This window comes from Nonomuraea sp. NPDC004186 (assembly GCF_053603495.1).
This window is the reverse complement of record NZ_JBSGFQ010000128.1, coordinates 1-16,069: the sequence shown is the minus strand read 5'-3', so window position 1 is coordinate 16,069 and position 16,069 is coordinate 1. Positions and strand designations below refer to the sequence as shown.

The window sequence follows — 16,069 nt, the reverse complement described above, 5'->3', positions numbered from 1 at the left end:
CGGTCACACGTGTGCCAATCCAGCGTCACAGACATTTAGCCCAACAGGCAACAAATCGTACAGAGCCCGTGTAACCGGTACGGCCGGGACGTGAACAGACGATGAAAATTACCCTCTACATGAGAGTGGTCGCGCCCTTGCCAGCGCACCGCGCCGCGCTGGGCTACGGTTGAGCAGGTCTTGACGGCACCTTGGGAACCGAGCGTCCCGAGGCTCCGTCCAACTGACGCTGCCGCCAACCCGCGCGGCAGGCACCCCACCGACCGGGATCCAATAGAGTCCTTGCCATGAGCCAGCCGGAATCCGCTGTCGCGGACGCCCAGGCGGGCGGCCGAAGCGGGCAGGAGCCGCTGGCCAAGCTCGCCAAGAGATACGGACTTCGCCGTGCCATCGCGCGGCCGAGGTTCCCTGTCTACGTGCGCCAGCTCTGGGAGCGGCGACACTTCATCCTGACGTACGCGACCTCGCGCAACGTCTCGAAGTACACCAGCTCGGCTCTCGGCCAGCTCTGGCAGGTGCTGACCCCCCTGCTCAACGCCGGCATCTACTTCCTGATGTTCGGCCTCATCCTCGGTGGCAGCAAGAACATCCCCAACTACACGGCGTTCCTGCTGACCGGGATGTTCGTCTTCACCTACACGCAGCGCACGGTCACCGCGGGCGCCAAGTCGATCTCGGGCAACCTGTCGCTCATCAGAGCGCTCCACTTCCCCCGCGCCTCGCTGCCGCTGGCCTACACGATCCAGGAGCTCCAGCAGCTCGCCATCTCCATGGGCATCCTGCTCGTCATCGTGATGCTCACCGGCGAGGGGCTCAACTGGTTCTGGCTCATGATCCCCGTGGTGCTGCTGCTCCAGACGATGTTCAACATCGGTGCCGGCCTGATCGTCGCCCGGCTCGGCGCCTCGATGCGCGATCTCAACCAGTTGCTGCCGTTCATCACCCGCACCTGGCTCTACGCCTCCGGCGTGTTCTTCTCGATCCAGGACAAGGTCGTCGGCTCCGCCGGGCTGCCCCAATGGGTGGCCAATGTGATGTACATGAACCCCGCCGCTTCCTACATCGAATGGATGCGCGAGATCCTCATCTCGACCCACAATCCGCAGTTCGGCCACCACCCCCCCACCATGGTGCTGGCGTCCTGCGTATTCTGGGCGGTGTTCGCACTCGGCTTCGGCTTCTGGTACTTCTGGCGGTCCGAGGAGAGGTACGGGCGTGGCTGAACTTACCAAGGAGCTGTCACAGGTGAAGGGCGAGAAGCCCGCCGTCCCCGGCAAGGATGTGAGAGTGCATCCAGATCCGGAGCCCCAGGGCAAGCGGCCACTCGACGTCCCCACGGGCACTCCGACCGTCATCGTCGACGATCTCCACATCGTCTACCGCGTCTACGGCGCGGCCTCCGACGCCGAGAAGGGCAACGCGGTCAACGCCCTCACGCGCATCCTCAGGCGCCAGGGCCGCCCGCAGATGAAAGAGGTCCACGCGGTCAAGGGCGTGACCTTCGTGGCCTACCACGGCGACGCCATCGGCATCGTGGGCCGCAACGGCTCGGGCAAGTCCACGCTGCTGCGGGCCATCGCGGGCCTCCTCCCGCCGCACAAGGGCGCCGTCTACACCGACGGCCAGCCCTCGCTGCTCGGCGTCAACGCGGCCCTCATGCGCGAGCTCACCGGTGAGCGCAACATCGTGCTCGGCTGTTACGCCATGGGCATGACGCCTGCCGAGGTCCGCGAGAAGTACCAGGAGATCGTCGACTTCTCCGGCATCGACGAGTTCGTCCAGCTCCCCATGTCCACCTACTCCTCCGGCATGGGCGCCCGGCTCCGCTTCGCCATCTCCTCGGCCAAGACCCACGACGTCCTCCTCATCGACGAGGCCCTGGCCACGGGCGACCGCGAGTTCCGCAAGAAGAGCGAGGAGCGCATCCGCCAGATCCGCGAGTCCGCCGGCACGGTCTTCCTCGTGGCCCACGACCTCAAGGTCATCGAGGAGACCTGCAACCGCGTCATCTGGCTGCACAAGGGCAAGATCAAGATGGACGGCGACCCGAAGGAAGTCATCGCCGCCTACAACAAGGGCTGACCTCTCTCACGGCGCGACCGCCGCCGCTCACGGCTCGGAGCCTCCCCCCGCTCCGGCCCGATGCCCTGCCGGGTTACGGCCACAAACACCGACATCCACGCTTTTCGCTGTTGTGTGCGAAACGCGCGCGACTGCAGTGGCAAATGACTGACAGCGAGCCTGCCGTTCCGATAGGATTCGAACGTCAATTCGATCCGAGGTACGCTGATGGAGTGGGAGCGCGCGATGGTGGAGCTTTCGACCGCGATCGACCACCTGGCCACCGAGGACGTGGCCGAGATTCCCCGGATACAGCTCGCCGAGCAGCTGCTGGAGCTGCACTGGCAGATGGCCAGGCTGCAGGCCCAGATAGCGCGTCGCACCGGCGTCCGCCTGCCCTGAGCCCTCCGACCGGCCCGTAATCCCGACAATCACCCACTCCGCAGACCACGACCCACCGCCCTCTTGGACGGTTGAGAGCACGCCGTAACGGCGGCCGGCCCCGTGCGGGTCAGCGGGCGTCACCCTGGAGGCGCTCAGCCACGTGCGGCGGGTGGCGCCGCCCGTGCTCCGCCGTACAGGATGGGGGTTTCGCCGGCCCCCGGGCAGCGCAAAAGAACGGCCCCCACAGCCAGCGCATGAAAAAGCCGCCGACCCCAGATACCGGGGTCGGCGGCGGGCTCGTGCGACGCCGCTGCCCTGCAGTGGCGGCGCGCTGCGCGAGCCAGGGCGTGGGCGCGTCCGCCCAGGCCCGTCATGAGACCTGCCCGCTTGCGCGGGGTCTCGCCACCCACGCGCGCCAGTGCCGTCGGCGCTCGGCACCTGTGAGCGCCCCGCCGGCCTGCCGCGCCGGTGCGAGAACGTCCCCAGCCAGCCCCCTGCCGCGCCGCAGCGCCGGTGTTCCCAGTCAGCCCCCGCCGACCTACCGCACCAGAGTGACGGCACCGGGCCTGCCGGGCGGGAACGGGCGGCACGCGGACCGCCGTTCCAGCACATCGGCACGCGACGCGCCACGTCGCGGCGACGACACCGGACCTGCCGCGCCAGAGCGCCGGCAGCCGTCCGGCCCGGGAAAGGGAACACGCCGTTCAGGGAACAGCTGAGGCGCGCGAACGGGACCGCTTCGCAGCCGGTACGGCCGGTTCATGGGCGTCGGCACCTTGGACGCCCGCGAACCGTCATCCCGGCCCTCGGCGAGCCGCCGCTCTACGGCGCCTCGATCGCGTCTAGTCGCGAATCCAGGAGTCCCGCACCGAGCTCGTCAGCGAGTCGGTGGACCATCCGAGCGCGGTCAGCACGTCACCGTAGGTGCCGGTGGCCTTGGTGCCGTTGGCGGACACGACGCCCGAGGTGTCCTCGACGAGCGGCGTGAGCTCGTCCATGGAGGCGGCCTGCGCGGTGCTGGGCAGCGCCTCGATGACCGGAGCCATCTCGACCGGCGCGACCTGGCCGATCATCGGCGACAGCCGGCCGCTCGCGGCGTGCGGCAGGGCCCGCCGGGCCGCCTCGCCGAGGCCGGCCACGATCGACTCGGCCGACAGCGTCTCGACGCCCTTGCTGGTGCCGCTCATGGTCTTGGCCGTGGCCGCGCTGGTGTTCAGCAGGCTGGATCCGGTGCCCGGCAGCACGCTGTTGTTGTTCAGCTTGTTCATCGCGTCGCCGAAGGACGTGTTGAGCAGGCCCGTCGTCGCGTCGTATGCGCCGCGCAGGGTGTCTCCCTCGCTCACGACCTGGCCGCCGCCCTGCTTGCCGGACTTCACCGAGGTCGCGACGGGCTGGGCCATGCGTGCCGCCCCCGACAGGACGGGCACGGGCAGGGACTCGGTCAGGCCCCCGCCGCCGAGCGAGAACCCGCCGACGATCGGCGACAGCTCCGGCAGCGGACCGCCGAAGTTGGTGACGTCCTCGGCCGCGTTCGGCGTGGTGGAGTACCTCTGCCGGTTCTCTGCTGCGATGTCCCGCTCGACGTCCGTCATCGGACGGCTGGGCTGTGCCGCGGACTTGCCCTGAAGGCCGCCGCCCAGCAGCCCGTTCAGCTGGCCGCCCCCGATCAGCCCGCTCAGCAGGCCGTCGTTCAGCAGGCCGCCGCCCAGCAGGCTGTCGAGCGGGCTGTTGGTGCCGCCCCCGTCGCTCCTGACGCCGTTGTTCCCGACTTCCGCTTGTGCCGGCACGGCCAAAGCCGCCGCCAGGCCGAATACTGTGACGGCGACAGCCGCCTTGACTACTCGATTCATGATTGCCTTCCCGGCTCGTGATCGATCGCTCTCGAATGCGGTGGAAATGCGAATCGATAACCCCCGAAAGCCGTGGCGGGCGCGCTATGGGCACCACACGAAGCGTGCCGTCACGGCTGAGCTACGCCAGCAGTTCTACCACTCGCGGTGATCGGCCGCAGGCGCATGAAAGCCCATGTAGCAGGGGTTTGCAGGCCGGTTACCGAGTAAAGGGAGAGCGTTGAGCGGGGAGACAAAACGGGAAATAGACGGGTCTAGTTTCCGATATTGCGCGCGCTCGGTTCGGCATCACGAGCGCGTCGGTTCGGATCGCGTACGGGGAAGCTTTGGATCGCGTACACGAAAACTTGGAGCGGATCCTGGGAAATTTACGTCCCCGGCGGCCCGTGAACAAAGGGTCGCGAAAACAAATGTCACGGGCCGCGGGGGCGGATTTTCGGTCGCGTGGGCGCGGACGACCGGTCAGGCGGGCAGCAGCGCGCCGGCGGGCTCGAACGGGAAACGTTCGGCGAAGGCCGGGCGCAGATCCGTCAGCCAGACCGCCGACGGGTCGTAGCGCGCGAAGAACGGCCGCCCCACGAGTGAGGGGTCGCGCGCCTGGATGAAGTGGAGCATGAACACCTGCTCGCCCGCGATCTCGGTGACGCCGTCGACGCACACCTTGCCCGGCGTGGCCGACATCGACGGCCCGCGGACCGTGCGGCAGAGCCCCGAGACGGTCGAGTACGCGTCCCTGAAGACCTCGTAGGCGCGCGCCAGCGGCACCGCGAAGTAGTCCTGGGGCCCGGTGTCGCGCTCGATGAACATGTAATACGGAATCATCCCCATCCGGTGTTGCCGCCGCCACATGTGCGACCACACGGCCGGGTCGTCGTTGATGGACCGGATCAGCGGCGCCTGGGTCCTGATGGTGGCCCCGCTGCCGAGGATGCGCTTGACGGCCGACTCCACCAGCGGCGACTCCAGCTCGCGCGGGTGCGTGAAGTGCGCCATGAACGCGAGGTTCTTGCCCGCGTTCACCACCTCCTCGAACAGCCCGAGCGTGGCGTCGGCGTCAGGGTCGGTGGTGAAGCGCTGCGGCCAGTAGGCCAGCGCCTTGGTGCCGATCCTGATGGACTCGAGCTGCTCCAGGTCCAACAAAGGCTCGATATATCGCCTGATGACGGGCTCGCCCATGATCATCGCGTCGCCGCCGGTGATCAGGACGCTGGTGACCTCGGGATGCTGGCGAAGGTAGGCCACCATCTGGCCGATGTCGTCGGAGGCGAACTTCAGGTCCGCGTCCCCGACGAACTGCGCCCATCTGAAGCAGTAGGTGCAGTACGCGTGACAGGTCTGCCCCTGCTTGGGGAAGATCAGCGCGGTCTCTGAATATTTGTGCTGCATGCCGGGCACCGGCTCGTCGCCCATCCTCGGGACGTTGAGCTCCTTCTGGCCGGCGGGGTGCGGGTTGAGCTGGGCACGTACCCGGTTCGCCTCCGCCTGGATCTCGACGTTCGGCGCCTCGGCCTTGAGCAGGTCCGCCAGCCGGGCCACGTCGGTCGCGGGAAGCATGTCCTCCTGCGGGAAGACGAGCCGGTAAATCGGGTCGTCGGGTGCGGCCGACCAATCTATGAGTTCATCGACGACGTAGGCGTTGGTCCGGAACGGCAGCACAGTGGCGACGGCGCGGACCTTCAGCCGCTCATCGTCGCCGAGCCCCGCACGCTTCAAGAGCTCGTCGAGGTGCTTGGACGTGTACGCCTTGAAGCGTCGCGTGCCAGCTTGGTTCAAGATCACTAGGCCGTTCCCATCTTTTTTGTTCGATCGCGTGTAAACCTCACGACCTTGTCGCGCGTCTACGGTTCTTAATACCCGGACGCTGTCAGGCACGTCAGCGGTTCCGCTGGACTCCAAGTTTTCCTTGAGGTTTGCGGGCACTCGCGACATATCGCGAATAGGCATACACTGATTTATCGTGATCCATGACCCTGACCAGCGGGCCTCAGACGCCGACCGCGACCGCGTGGCCGCGGTCCTGTCAGAGGCCCTCGCCACAGGAAGACTCACCAGCGTCGAGCACGCCGACCGCCTGGACGTCGCCTACGCGGCGAAGACGGTGGGCGAACTCGTCCCCCTCACCCGGGATCTGCCCGAGGTGTCCGCGTCAAACGTGCCCGCCGCCATCGAGCAGCAGGTCATCGACTCGAAGTTCAGCAAGATCGTCCGCAAGGGGCGGTGGGTGGCCTCCCGCAACACCCGGCTGTCCGCCCGGTTCGGGGCGCTCATCATCGACCTCTCGGACGCGGTGCTGCCCGGCCGCGAGATCACCATCGAGACGAACGCCTGGTTCAGCAAGCTGATCGTGCGCGTTCCTGACAACGCGCACGTGATCGACGAGGGCAGCTCCATGTTCGGCAAGCGCAGCGTGACGGGCGGCTCGCAGGCCGACGGGCCGCTGATCCGGGTCACGGGGGCGTCGAAGTTCTCCAAGGTGATCGTGTCGCGCGGGAAGGACGACTGGAACCTCCACTGAGCGGGCGTCTCGGGAAGCCCAGGTCCCGTACGCCCGACCACGCCCGTCACGGCCCGACAGCGACACCGTCCCACCGCCGCCCTCCGTCCCGCGGGCCCGACGGTCGTACGCCGTGCTTCAGCGGGCCCGGCGGTCGTCCACGCGCCTTCTCGAACCCCGACGGCCGTACACCGCGCCCTCGCGGACCCGACGGCCGTACACCTGCGCCCTCGTGGACCTGGCGGTCGTAGGCCACGCCTTCGCGTGCCCGGGGGTCGCGGCCGCAAGCGCCGAGCCCCGGTGCGGCAAGTCCGAAGGGGTCGCGGTAGGGGCCGGGAGGTGATCCGGGCGACCGGGGGCGAGGTGTGGGGAGCGGGCCGGGTGGTCGGCGAGACTGGAAGGGGCCCTCGGGGGAACCAACAGGGCCTACCCGCCGGTTAACCTGGCACCTGCCTTGCCTACGATGCGGACATACCGAGCCCGCGTTCCGGTCAAGCCGTGGCGGCGGGCTCGATGCCGTACGAGGTGATCATTGTCCGACAGCAGGCCCATCGCGATCGACGCCATGGGCGGCGACCACGCACCCCACGAGATCGTCGCGGGAGCGGTGCACGCCGTGCGGGAGCGCGGTCTGTCCGTCGTGCTCGTCGGCTCGCCCCGCGTGCTCTACGAGGCACTCGCCGACCACGACGCCACCAAGGAGGTCCCGATCGTACGGGCCGAGGAGGCCCTGGCGATGGACGAGGGCGCGCTGGCGAGCCTGCGCCGGCCCCGCTCGAGCATCGCCGTCGCCTGCCATCTCGTACGCCGCGGCGACGCCGGCGCGGTCGTGTCCGCGGGCTCGACGGCGGGTATCGTGGCCACCGGCCGGCTGCGGCTCAAAGGCCAGCAAGGCGTGCTGAGACCGGCCATAGCGGTCCCCATCCCCACCCTCCCCAACCCCACCGTGCTCATAGACGCGGGCGCCAACGCCGAGGTCAAGCCGGAAATGCTGGTGCAGTTCGCCCAGCTGGGGGCGGCCTACGCCGAGCTCGCGTACGGCATCGAGACGCCCCGGGTCGGCCTGCTCACGATCGGCAGCGAGGCCGAGAAGGGCAACAAGCTCGTCAAGCGCGCCCACGAGCTGCTGCTGGCCTCCCCCGGCCTCCGGTTCGAGGGGAACGTCGAGGGACACGACCTGCTGACCGGCAAGGTGGACGTGATCACCACCGACGGGTTCACCGGGAACGTGGCGCTGAAGACCATGGAAGGCGCGGTCCGCTACGCGTTCTCCGAGCTCAGGGCCGCCGTCACCGACAGCAGGCTGGCCAGACTGGGAGCCGCGATGCAGCGCTCGCGCATCCGCGAGCTGCGCCGCCGCCTCGACCCCGAGGCGTACGGCGGTGCCGTGCTGCTCGGCCTGAACGGGACCGTCGTGATCGCCCACGGCTCGTCCAGGGCCGACGGGATCAGCGCGGCCTGCAAGCTCGCGGCCGACCTGTCCGCGGCCGGAATCGTGGCCCGCATCGGCGACAAGACAGCCACCACGCCTCGCTCCCACAGATTGTGGTGACGCCGTAGGGTGTGACCGATCCACAGAAACAGGGGGTTATGTGGACCGGCTCTCCACAGCGGCCAACGGACTCACTTCGGCGCAGGTGGTGGGGGCAAAGCCCAACCACGTGCCGCGGCGGTCGAGCAGGTCGCTGAGCGCGATCGTCAGGGCGAACGTCTTCACCCTGTTCAACCTCGTCATCGGCGTGCTCTGGGCGCTGGTCCTGATCTTCGGCGAGTGGCAGGACAGCCTGTTCGGCCTGGTCATCGTGGCCAACGTGCTGATCGGCATCATCCAGGAGCTCCGCGCCAAGCGCACGCTCGACAAGCTCGCGGTGATCAACGAGGCGCCCGTACGGGTCCGGCGGGACGGCGGAGAACGGCTGGTCCAGCCCCGCCAGGTGGTCTTAGGCGACCTGATCCTGCTCGGCCCCGGCGACCGCCTGCTGGTGGACGGCGAGGTGATCGAGTCCGACGGGCTGGAGGTGGACGAGTCCCTGCTGACCGGCGAGGCCGACCCGGTGCACAAGCAGCCCGGGGACGAGGTCCTGTCAGGCAGCTTCGCCGTGGCGGGCGCGGGCGCGTTCGTGGCCACGCGGGTCGGCACCGACGCGTACGCGGTGAAGCTCGCGGAAGAGGCGAGCAAGTTCCACCTCGCCCACTCCGAGCTGCGCGAAGGCGTGGCGAACTTCATCAAGTACATCACCTGGCTGGTCATCCCCATCGGGGCCCTGCTGATCTACAGCCAGCTCAAGCACTCCGCCGACTTCGGCACCGCGATCACCGGCGCGGTCGCGGGCATCGTCACCATGATCCCCGAGGGGCTGGTGCTGATGACCTCGATCGCGTTCGCCGTCGGCGTCGTACGGCTGGGCCGGCGCAAGTGCCTGGTCCAGGAGCTGCCCGCGATCGAGGGCCTGGCCAGGGTGGACGTGCTGTGCCTGGACAAGACGGGCACGCTCACCGCCGGCGGCATGGACCTCGACCAGGTGCTGCCCCTGCGCGACGGCCACCCGGTCGAGGACGCGCTGGCCGCCTTGGCCCACCTCGACCACTCGCCGAACGCCACCGCCCAGGCCATCCGGGCCCGCTACCAGAGCGCCCGGGACGGATGGACGGCCGGTGAGACGGTGCCGTTCTCGTCGGCGCGTAAATGGAGCGGGGCCCACTTCGGCGAGCGGGGCGCGTGGGTTCTGGGAGCGCCGGACGTGCTGCTCGACGGCGGGGACGCCTACGACCGGGCCGCCGAGCTGGCCACCACCGGTGCCCGCGTGCTCGTCCTGGGCCGCGCCCGCACCCTGCCCGCACCTCAGACGGCCGAGGCACGCACCAAGCCGGACAGGACGCCCATCGAGGCGGTGGCGCTCGTCACGCTCAAGCAGCGCGTCAGGCCCGACGCCCAGGAAACCCTCCGTTACTTCGCCAAGCAGGGCGTAGCGGTCAAGGTCATCTCCGGCGACAACCCCACCGCGGTCTCCGCCATCGCCACCGGCCTCGAGATCCCGGACGCGCACCGTTCGATCGACGCCCGCGACCTCCCCTACGACGACGAGGCCAAGCTGGGCGAGCTGCTCGACTCCCACACCGTGTTCGGCCGCGTCAGCCCCCGGCAGAAGCGGCAGTTCGTCACCGCGCTCCAGGCCAGGGGCCACACCGTGGCCATGACGGGCGACGGCGTCAACGACGTGCTCGCGCTCAAGGACGCCGACCTCGGCATCGCGATGGGCGCGGGCAGCCCGGCCACCAAGGCGGTCGCGCAGGTGGTGCTGCTCGACGACAAGTTCGCCACGCTGCCGCACGTCGTGGGCGAGGGACGGCGGGTGCTGGCCAACATCGAACGCGTCTCCAACCTCTTCCTCACCAAGACCTTCTACGCGATCGTGCTGTCGCTGCTGGTCGGCGTGGCCGGGGTCATGTTCCCGTTCGCGCCCCGCCACTCCACCCTGACGAACGCCCTGACCATCGGCGTCCCCGCGCTCTTCCTCGCGCTCGCGCCCACGTTCGAGCGCTCGAAGCCGGGGTTCGTCCCCAGGGTGCTGCGCTTCGCCGTACCCGCCGGGGTGTTGTGCGCGGCGGCGGTGCTGCTGTCGTTCTGGGCCGCTCACAGCGGCACGTCCACGCTCGTCGAGGATCAGACGTCGGCGGTGATCACGCTCTTCCTCACCACCTGGTGGGTGCTCGTGCTGATCGCCAGGCCGCTCAACTGGTGGCGGATCGCGCTGGTCGCCTCGATGGCGGCGGCGTTCGCGATCGGATTGACGATCCCCTTCGTACGGCACTTCTTCGCCCTCGAACCCGGCGACCTCAGCAACGATCTGACCGCCGTCGGCATCTCGATCGTGGCGGCGGTAATGATAAGCGTCGCTGTCAAGGTCGCCGGTACCCTTAGAACATGACCGACCCGCAGATAATGCTCACCGAGCGCGTCCAGCAGGCGCTGGCCCGCGCGTTCGGCTCCGAGCACGCCGACGCAGATCCGCTGATCCGGCCCTCCCAGTTCGCCGACTTCCAGGCGAACGTCGCGATGAGCCTGGCCAAGCGACTGCGACGGGCGCCGCGGGAGGTCGCCGAGGCGATCAAGACGGAGCTGTCCGACTTCCCCGGCACGATCGAGGTCAGCGGCCCCGGTTTCCTCAACATCACCCTCGAAGACTCGTGGATCGAGTCCGAGGCGAGGCGGATGCTGGCCGACCCGCGGCTCGGCGTCGGCACGATCACGCCGTCGCAGACCGTGGTGATCGACTACTCCGCGCCCAACGCGGCCAAGGAGATGCACGTCGGCCACCTGCGCACCACGATCGTGGGCGACTCGCTGGCCCGCCTGCACGAGCACCTCGGCAACACCGTGATCAGGCAGAACCACCTGGGCGACTGGGGCACGCCGTTCGGCATGCTCATCGAGCACCTGCTCGAGATCGGCGAGGAGGCTGCGGTCGCGCAGCTGGAGGCCGGCCAGGGCACGGAGTTCTACCAGGCTGCGCGGGCGAAGTTCGACTCCGACGACGGCTTCAGGCAGCGCGCCCGGGTGCGGGTGACCACGCTGCAGTCGGGCGACACTGAGACGATGCGGCTGTGGCACGTGTTCATGGAAGCCACCGTCCGCTACTTCAACAAGGTCTACCAGCTGCTCGGCGTGACGCTGACCGATGCCGACCTCGCCGGCGAGAGCATGTACAACCCCATGCTCCAGAAGACGTGCGACGACCTCGAGGCGGCCGGGACGGCGGTGATCAGCGACGGCGCGCTCTGCGTGTTCCCGCCCGGCTTCACCGGCTCCGACGACAAGCCGCTGCCGCTGATCATCAGGAAGAGCGACGGCGGGTACGGCTACGCCACCACCGACATGGCGGCGATCCGCTACCGCGTCCACGACCTGAAGGCCGAGCGCATCCTCTACGTCGTGGGCAACGAGCAGGCGCTGCACTTCCGGATGGTGTTCGCAGGGGCGCGGCTGGCGGGCTGGCTGCCCGACTCGGTCTCGGCCGAGCACGTCCAGATCGGCATGATGCTGGGCAAGGACGGGCGCCGGTTCAAGACCCGCTCCGGCGAGTCCGTCAAGTTGATGGACCTGCTCCAGGAGGCCGTCGACCGGGCCACGGCGGCCATCGCCGACCGGGGCTACGACGAGGCCACCACGCAGGAGATCGCGCACGCCGTCGGCATGGGCGCGGTGAAATATGCCGATTTGTCGGTCAGTCACGACAGCGAGTACGTCCTCGACTTCGACCGCATGATCAGCTTCACCGGCAACACCGGCCCCTACATGCAGTACGCCACCGCCAGGATCCGCTCCATCTTCCGCAAGGCGGAGATGGCTCCGGCCGACGCGAAGGGCCCCATCGTGCTGGCCGCACCGGCCGAGCGCGCGCTGGGCCTCCAGCTGCTCGGTTTCGGCGAGGTGGTCTCCCAGGCCACCACCGAGTCCGAGCCACACCGGCTGTGCAACTTCCTGTTCCAGACCGCCAGCCTCTTCAGCACGTTCTACGATGAGTGCCCGGTGACCAAGGAAGGCGTCGACCCGGAGACCAGGCAACACCGGCTGGCCCTGTGCAAGCTGGTCCTGGACGTTCTGGAGAAGGGGCTCAACCTTCTAGGTGTCCCCGTTCCCGAGCGTATGTAACAGGCAGTTGGCTCAAAGCCCGCAGATCCGCCGTGGGCGCGCCTTCACCTGGTTGGCGCGCCCGAACGGCTAGGCTTTACGCGGTCATGAATTGAGGCCGAAATGGGGGAGTTCTCTGCCTTGAGCACGGACCTTACTGCGAGCCCCCCAGCGGCTACGGAGTTGCATCGCTACGCTGAGGCGCTGCTCGCTCACCTCGCCGCCAAGGGCGCCGCGCCTCCCGCCGCACCAGGTTTTCGCGATATACCCGGCTATTGGCTGCCCCCGGCCATCGAAGCGCTGGTCGCCATCCTCGCGGGCGACGACCCGCTGGAGCCCCTGAGCAGGGCCGCCGGGCGTGACCAGCAGCAGACCGCGCTGTTCCTCTGCCTGGCCCTCGCGGTGTCCGGGCAGGGCAGCCGCATCCACGCCTCCTGGCTCGGCACCGCCTTCGGCGAGCTCTCACTCGACCGGCCGGTCTCCCACGGCCAGCGCTCGCTCTGGCTGGCCGCCGCCCGGGGGGCGTACGGCCCCGCCGGCAAGATCTTCGTGCTGCGCAAACTCGACGCCCTGGCCGTCCAGGAACACGCCGACCCGGAGCAATGGGTGCAGGCGCTGGTGCCGGGCGAGCCGTCGGTCGTGGTGCCGCCATCGCTGGTCGACTTCCCGGAGATGGCCGAGATCCCCGAACTGGCCAGACCCGCCATGGCGGCCGCCCGCCTCGCGAGACTGCGCGGGCGATGCGCCGAGATCACCTCGACGCGGCAGGCCGATCAGGACACCGCCATCTCGCTCGACAACAGCTCGGGCAGCCCGGCCTCCAGCTGGGCGGAGGACGAGCCGCTCGCCATCCTGCGCTTCCTGATCGGCCTCGGCGGCCCGGCCGGCCCGATGGCCTCGCTCAACTCGTACCTGCTCGAAGACCTCCGCCCCGGCTCCGACCCGCACCTGGCGGCGATCGCCCTGCACGTGGCGGGGCCGATCCTGCGCGGCGTGGCCGAGGAGCTCGAAGCCGACAGCCGCCTCGCGCCGCCCACCACGCTCACCGTCGCCCTTCTCGGCCACCGCATCCACCTGCGCCCGGAGGGCCCGGAGGCGTCGTCGCTGGCCGCCGCCGAGGCCGCGCTCGTCGCGGACGGCGTCATGCCCCGCCCCCGTCCGTGGGCGGCCATGGTCCTGATCGTGGCCGGCATCGCCTGCCTCGTCGGGGCGGTCATCTCCAGCCGCCTGTTCGCCGCCGCCGCGGTGGCCATGATCGGCCTGGCCGGGTGGCAGCTCTGGCAGCGCCGCAAACTCGTCGAAGCCGACGGCCGGTACGTGGCGGCGCAGGTCAGCGAGCTGAAGGAGCTGGCGGAGGGGGCGGTGTGGGCCCTGCACGCGTACGCGAGGGAGGCGGACGAGCGCGCCAAGCAGGCCACGGAGGACGCAGCCGAACTGACCCGCCTCATCCGCCGCGGCCCCCGCGCCAGCTGACCCCACTCCCCCGCAAAGGGCCGCTGCCGGCTCACTTACGGCCACCGGACTGAACGTTACGCTTGTCGGCGCGCGTGAGACGCAGGCTGGACGCTCCCACTCATCGGCGCGGGTGAGATGCCGGCTAAACGCTTCCGCTCATCGGCTGCCTGACATATGGGCAGGGCGCTCATGATCGCCGGCTGCGTGAGAACCCGACAGGACGCTCGCGGTCGTCAGCCGCTTGACGAACGGGCAGGGCGCTTATGATCGTCGGCCGCACGAGATACGGACAGGACGCTTGCGGGTCGTCAGCCGCTTGACGAACAGACAAGGCGCATGCGGAGTCGGCCGCTTGGCGATGCGAACAGGACGTTTCCGACCGCCGGTCCACTCGGCCAACGGCCTGGCGGCTTACGTCCAACGACCCCACACCCAACGCACTGGACGTTCACCGCCATCGGACCGCTCGGCCATCGGATCGGTCCTCACGGGCATCGGCCCTGCGGCCAACCGGGGCGGGCGCTTGCAGCCATCGACTCCATGGCGAACGGACTGCACGTTTACGGGCATCGGCCGCTCGGCCATCGGACCGGACCTCACGGGTATCGGCCCGCCACGGCCGACGGGCGGACTCTCCCAGTTATCGGTCCTTTGATGACCGGACTGGACGCTCACGGGCATCGGGCCCTCGGTGAACGGGGTCAACACTTGCGGTAATCGGCTGCGGCGGCCGTCCAGGCGGAGTGCCGTGGACGGGTGGCCTGTCAGGAAGCGCGCACCGATCAGTGGACAGCATCTTGGCTGTTCAGGGGGCTGGTCGTCATCGGGAACCCGCCCAGGGGCCAGCGGACCGCGACTCGCTGGCGGCCCGCCTGAATGGCCCAGGTCGGTGGCGCATTGACCATCCGCCTCCGTACCCGGCCACCGGCTCGACCCCGCCGGGCGGTCGTGGTCAGCGCAGCCCGCCTCTGCGCGCCGACCACGGCCCAGCGGCCCGGTTACCACACTCAGGTGGTCTCGATCTCCACGTGCGCCGGCGCGAGCAGGAAGACGCGGTCGGCGATGCGCTCGATCCGCCCTTCGCACCCATAGGCCAGCCCGGCGGCGAAGTCGACCATCCTCGTCGCCTCAGGCATAGCCATGCCCGAGACGTCCATGATTACCGTCTGTCCGTCACGGAAGTGCTGGCCGATCAACGGCGCGTCGTTGTACTTGAGCGGCTGGACCATCACGATTCGTGACGAGTCGACGTTCGCGCGCCACCGCCTGGCGGCCCGCTCGGTCGCGGGGACGTACTCGTCCTCGTAGTTCTCGTCGTCGTCATAGCCTTCGTCGTAGTGATCGACCCCGCTCAGGCCAAGGTAGCTCACCACCTTGCGCACTGCCCCCATCGGCTTGTCCTTTCCTCAGGAACTCACCGTAATCGGCACGTCCCTACACATTGGACGGTAACCGACGATTCCGCATTCGCCACGCGACACGCCCAGCCCTAATTCCATTTTGTACAGCTTGCAGCCCGCTTGCATCTGGATATCCGACCACCGCCCGCCAACGGTCACGTGCGCCTCTCCACTGTCGATGCCTTCACCAGCCAAGGCTTTCCAGCCTAATCGCGCGGCGCGCTGCCTGCTGGGCTCTCCGGTTACTCGTGGTCGGATGCAGAGAGTAGCCATCGGGATGAACCACGCAGAGCCCCGCCAATTCGCCCTCGCCGACTCCCTCTCCCCGCCGGAAGTCACTCTCTGTGGTCGCCCGCCGAGCCAGCATGATGCCGATCCTCTATTCGACTGTGGTCGCCAGCCGAGCCCGGCCGATGCCCGTCCTCTATTCAACGGAGGCGACGGAGCCGGCACTCGAATTCGGTGCAGGGGTGGAGACCGAGGAGGTGACGGAGACGGCGGCAGGTGAATTCGGTGCGGGGTGCAGACCGATGCGCAGCGGCGTGGATGGGCGCGACGGCATACGTATGAGAATGCGGCGCCCGGGCCAACGCCTCAGGCGCGTGGACACGCGTCCTGGGCCGTCGGGTGCGGGCGGGCAGCCGGCCGCGCGAGGGAACGCCCTCACAGCCCCCCATCACAGCCGGCACAGCACACAAAAAAAAAGGGGGTCCGACGCACAAGGCGTCGAACCCCCTCAAAGATTGTCCGGCGGCGACCTACTCTCCCACACCCTCCCGAGTGCAGTACCATC

The 16,069-nt window shown here is 68.9% G+C and carries 11 protein-coding genes; 8 read left to right on the top strand and 3 right to left on the bottom strand.

What is annotated here, in order from left to right; genetic code table 11:
* Positions 1 to 287: 287 nt before the first annotated feature.
* The 3 genes from ACWEPL_RS54855 to ACWEPL_RS54845 all read left to right on the top strand — a co-directional run bounded on the left by ACWEPL_RS54855 (position 288) and on the right by ACWEPL_RS54845 (position 2,463).
* The gene (locus ACWEPL_RS54855) at positions 288 to 1,223 is read left to right on the top strand and encodes an ABC transporter permease (protein WP_363985639.1); all 936 of its coding nucleotides are present in this window, start codon (positions 288 to 290) and stop codon (positions 1,221 to 1,223) included.
* Positions 1,216 to 2,082 carry an ABC transporter ATP-binding protein gene (locus ACWEPL_RS54850; protein ID WP_363985637.1) on the top strand — a complete coding sequence of 289 codons (867 nt, stop codon included), beginning with the start codon at positions 1,216 to 1,218 and terminating at the stop codon, positions 2,080 to 2,082. Before ACWEPL_RS54855 ends, ACWEPL_RS54850 begins: the two co-directional genes overlap by 8 nt.
* A gap of 207 nt (positions 2,083 to 2,289) precedes the next feature.
* Positions 2,290 to 2,463, top strand: a complete 174-nt coding sequence (locus ACWEPL_RS54845; protein WP_192788369.1) for a hypothetical protein — start codon at positions 2,290 to 2,292, stop codon at positions 2,461 to 2,463.
* An 824-nt stretch (positions 2,464 to 3,287) separates the two neighbouring features.
* Here the strand turns inward: ACWEPL_RS54845 and ACWEPL_RS54840 are convergent.
* Both ACWEPL_RS54840 and ACWEPL_RS54835 read right to left on the bottom strand, forming a co-directional pair.
* Positions 3,288 to 4,295 carry a hypothetical protein gene (locus ACWEPL_RS54840; protein WP_363985635.1) on the bottom strand — a complete coding sequence of 336 codons (1,008 nt, stop codon included), beginning with the start codon at positions 4,293 to 4,295 and terminating at the stop codon, positions 3,288 to 3,290.
* Positions 4,296 to 4,757: 462 nt separating this feature from the next.
* Positions 4,758 to 6,074 carry a KamA family radical SAM protein gene (locus ACWEPL_RS54835; protein ID WP_363985633.1) on the bottom strand — a complete coding sequence of 439 codons (1,317 nt, stop codon included), beginning with the start codon at positions 6,072 to 6,074 and terminating at the stop codon, positions 4,758 to 4,760.
* 178 nt (positions 6,075 to 6,252) lie between these two features.
* Between ACWEPL_RS54835 and ACWEPL_RS54830 the strand changes: the two genes are divergently transcribed.
* From ACWEPL_RS54830 to ACWEPL_RS54810, 5 genes are all read left to right on the top strand, one after another.
* Positions 6,253 to 6,810 (top strand): DUF1707 SHOCT-like domain-containing protein, encoded by a 558-nt coding sequence (locus tag ACWEPL_RS54830; RefSeq protein ID WP_363985631.1) that lies wholly within the window; start codon positions 6,253 to 6,255, stop codon positions 6,808 to 6,810.
* Positions 6,811 to 7,321: 511 nt separating this feature from the next.
* Positions 7,322 to 8,341, top strand: a complete 1,020-nt coding sequence (plsX, locus tag ACWEPL_RS54825) for a phosphate acyltransferase PlsX (protein ID WP_397375435.1) — start codon at positions 7,322 to 7,324, stop codon at positions 8,339 to 8,341.
* 40 nt (positions 8,342 to 8,381) lie between these two features.
* The gene (locus ACWEPL_RS54820; RefSeq protein WP_452441274.1) at positions 8,382 to 10,718 is read left to right on the top strand and encodes an HAD-IC family P-type ATPase; all 2,337 of its coding nucleotides are present in this window, start codon (positions 8,382 to 8,384) and stop codon (positions 10,716 to 10,718) included.
* A complete protein-coding gene (argS, locus tag ACWEPL_RS54815; RefSeq protein WP_452441273.1) occupies positions 10,715 to 12,442 on the top strand; it encodes an arginine--tRNA ligase in 1,728 nt (575 codons plus the stop codon). Before ACWEPL_RS54820 ends, argS begins: the two co-directional genes overlap by 4 nt.
* 162 nt (positions 12,443 to 12,604) lie before the next feature.
* Positions 12,605 to 13,894, top strand: a complete 1,290-nt coding sequence (locus ACWEPL_RS54810) for a hypothetical protein (RefSeq protein ID WP_363985625.1) — start codon at positions 12,605 to 12,607, stop codon at positions 13,892 to 13,894.
* A gap of 989 nt (positions 13,895 to 14,883) precedes the next feature.
* On the opposite strand, the gene ACWEPL_RS54805 is transcribed toward ACWEPL_RS54810, so the two are convergent.
* Positions 14,884 to 15,267, bottom strand: coding sequence for a cell division protein SepF (locus tag ACWEPL_RS54805; protein ID WP_350742559.1), 384 nt, complete (start codon positions 15,265 to 15,267; stop codon positions 14,884 to 14,886).
* Positions 15,268 to 16,069: the final 802 nt, after the last annotated feature.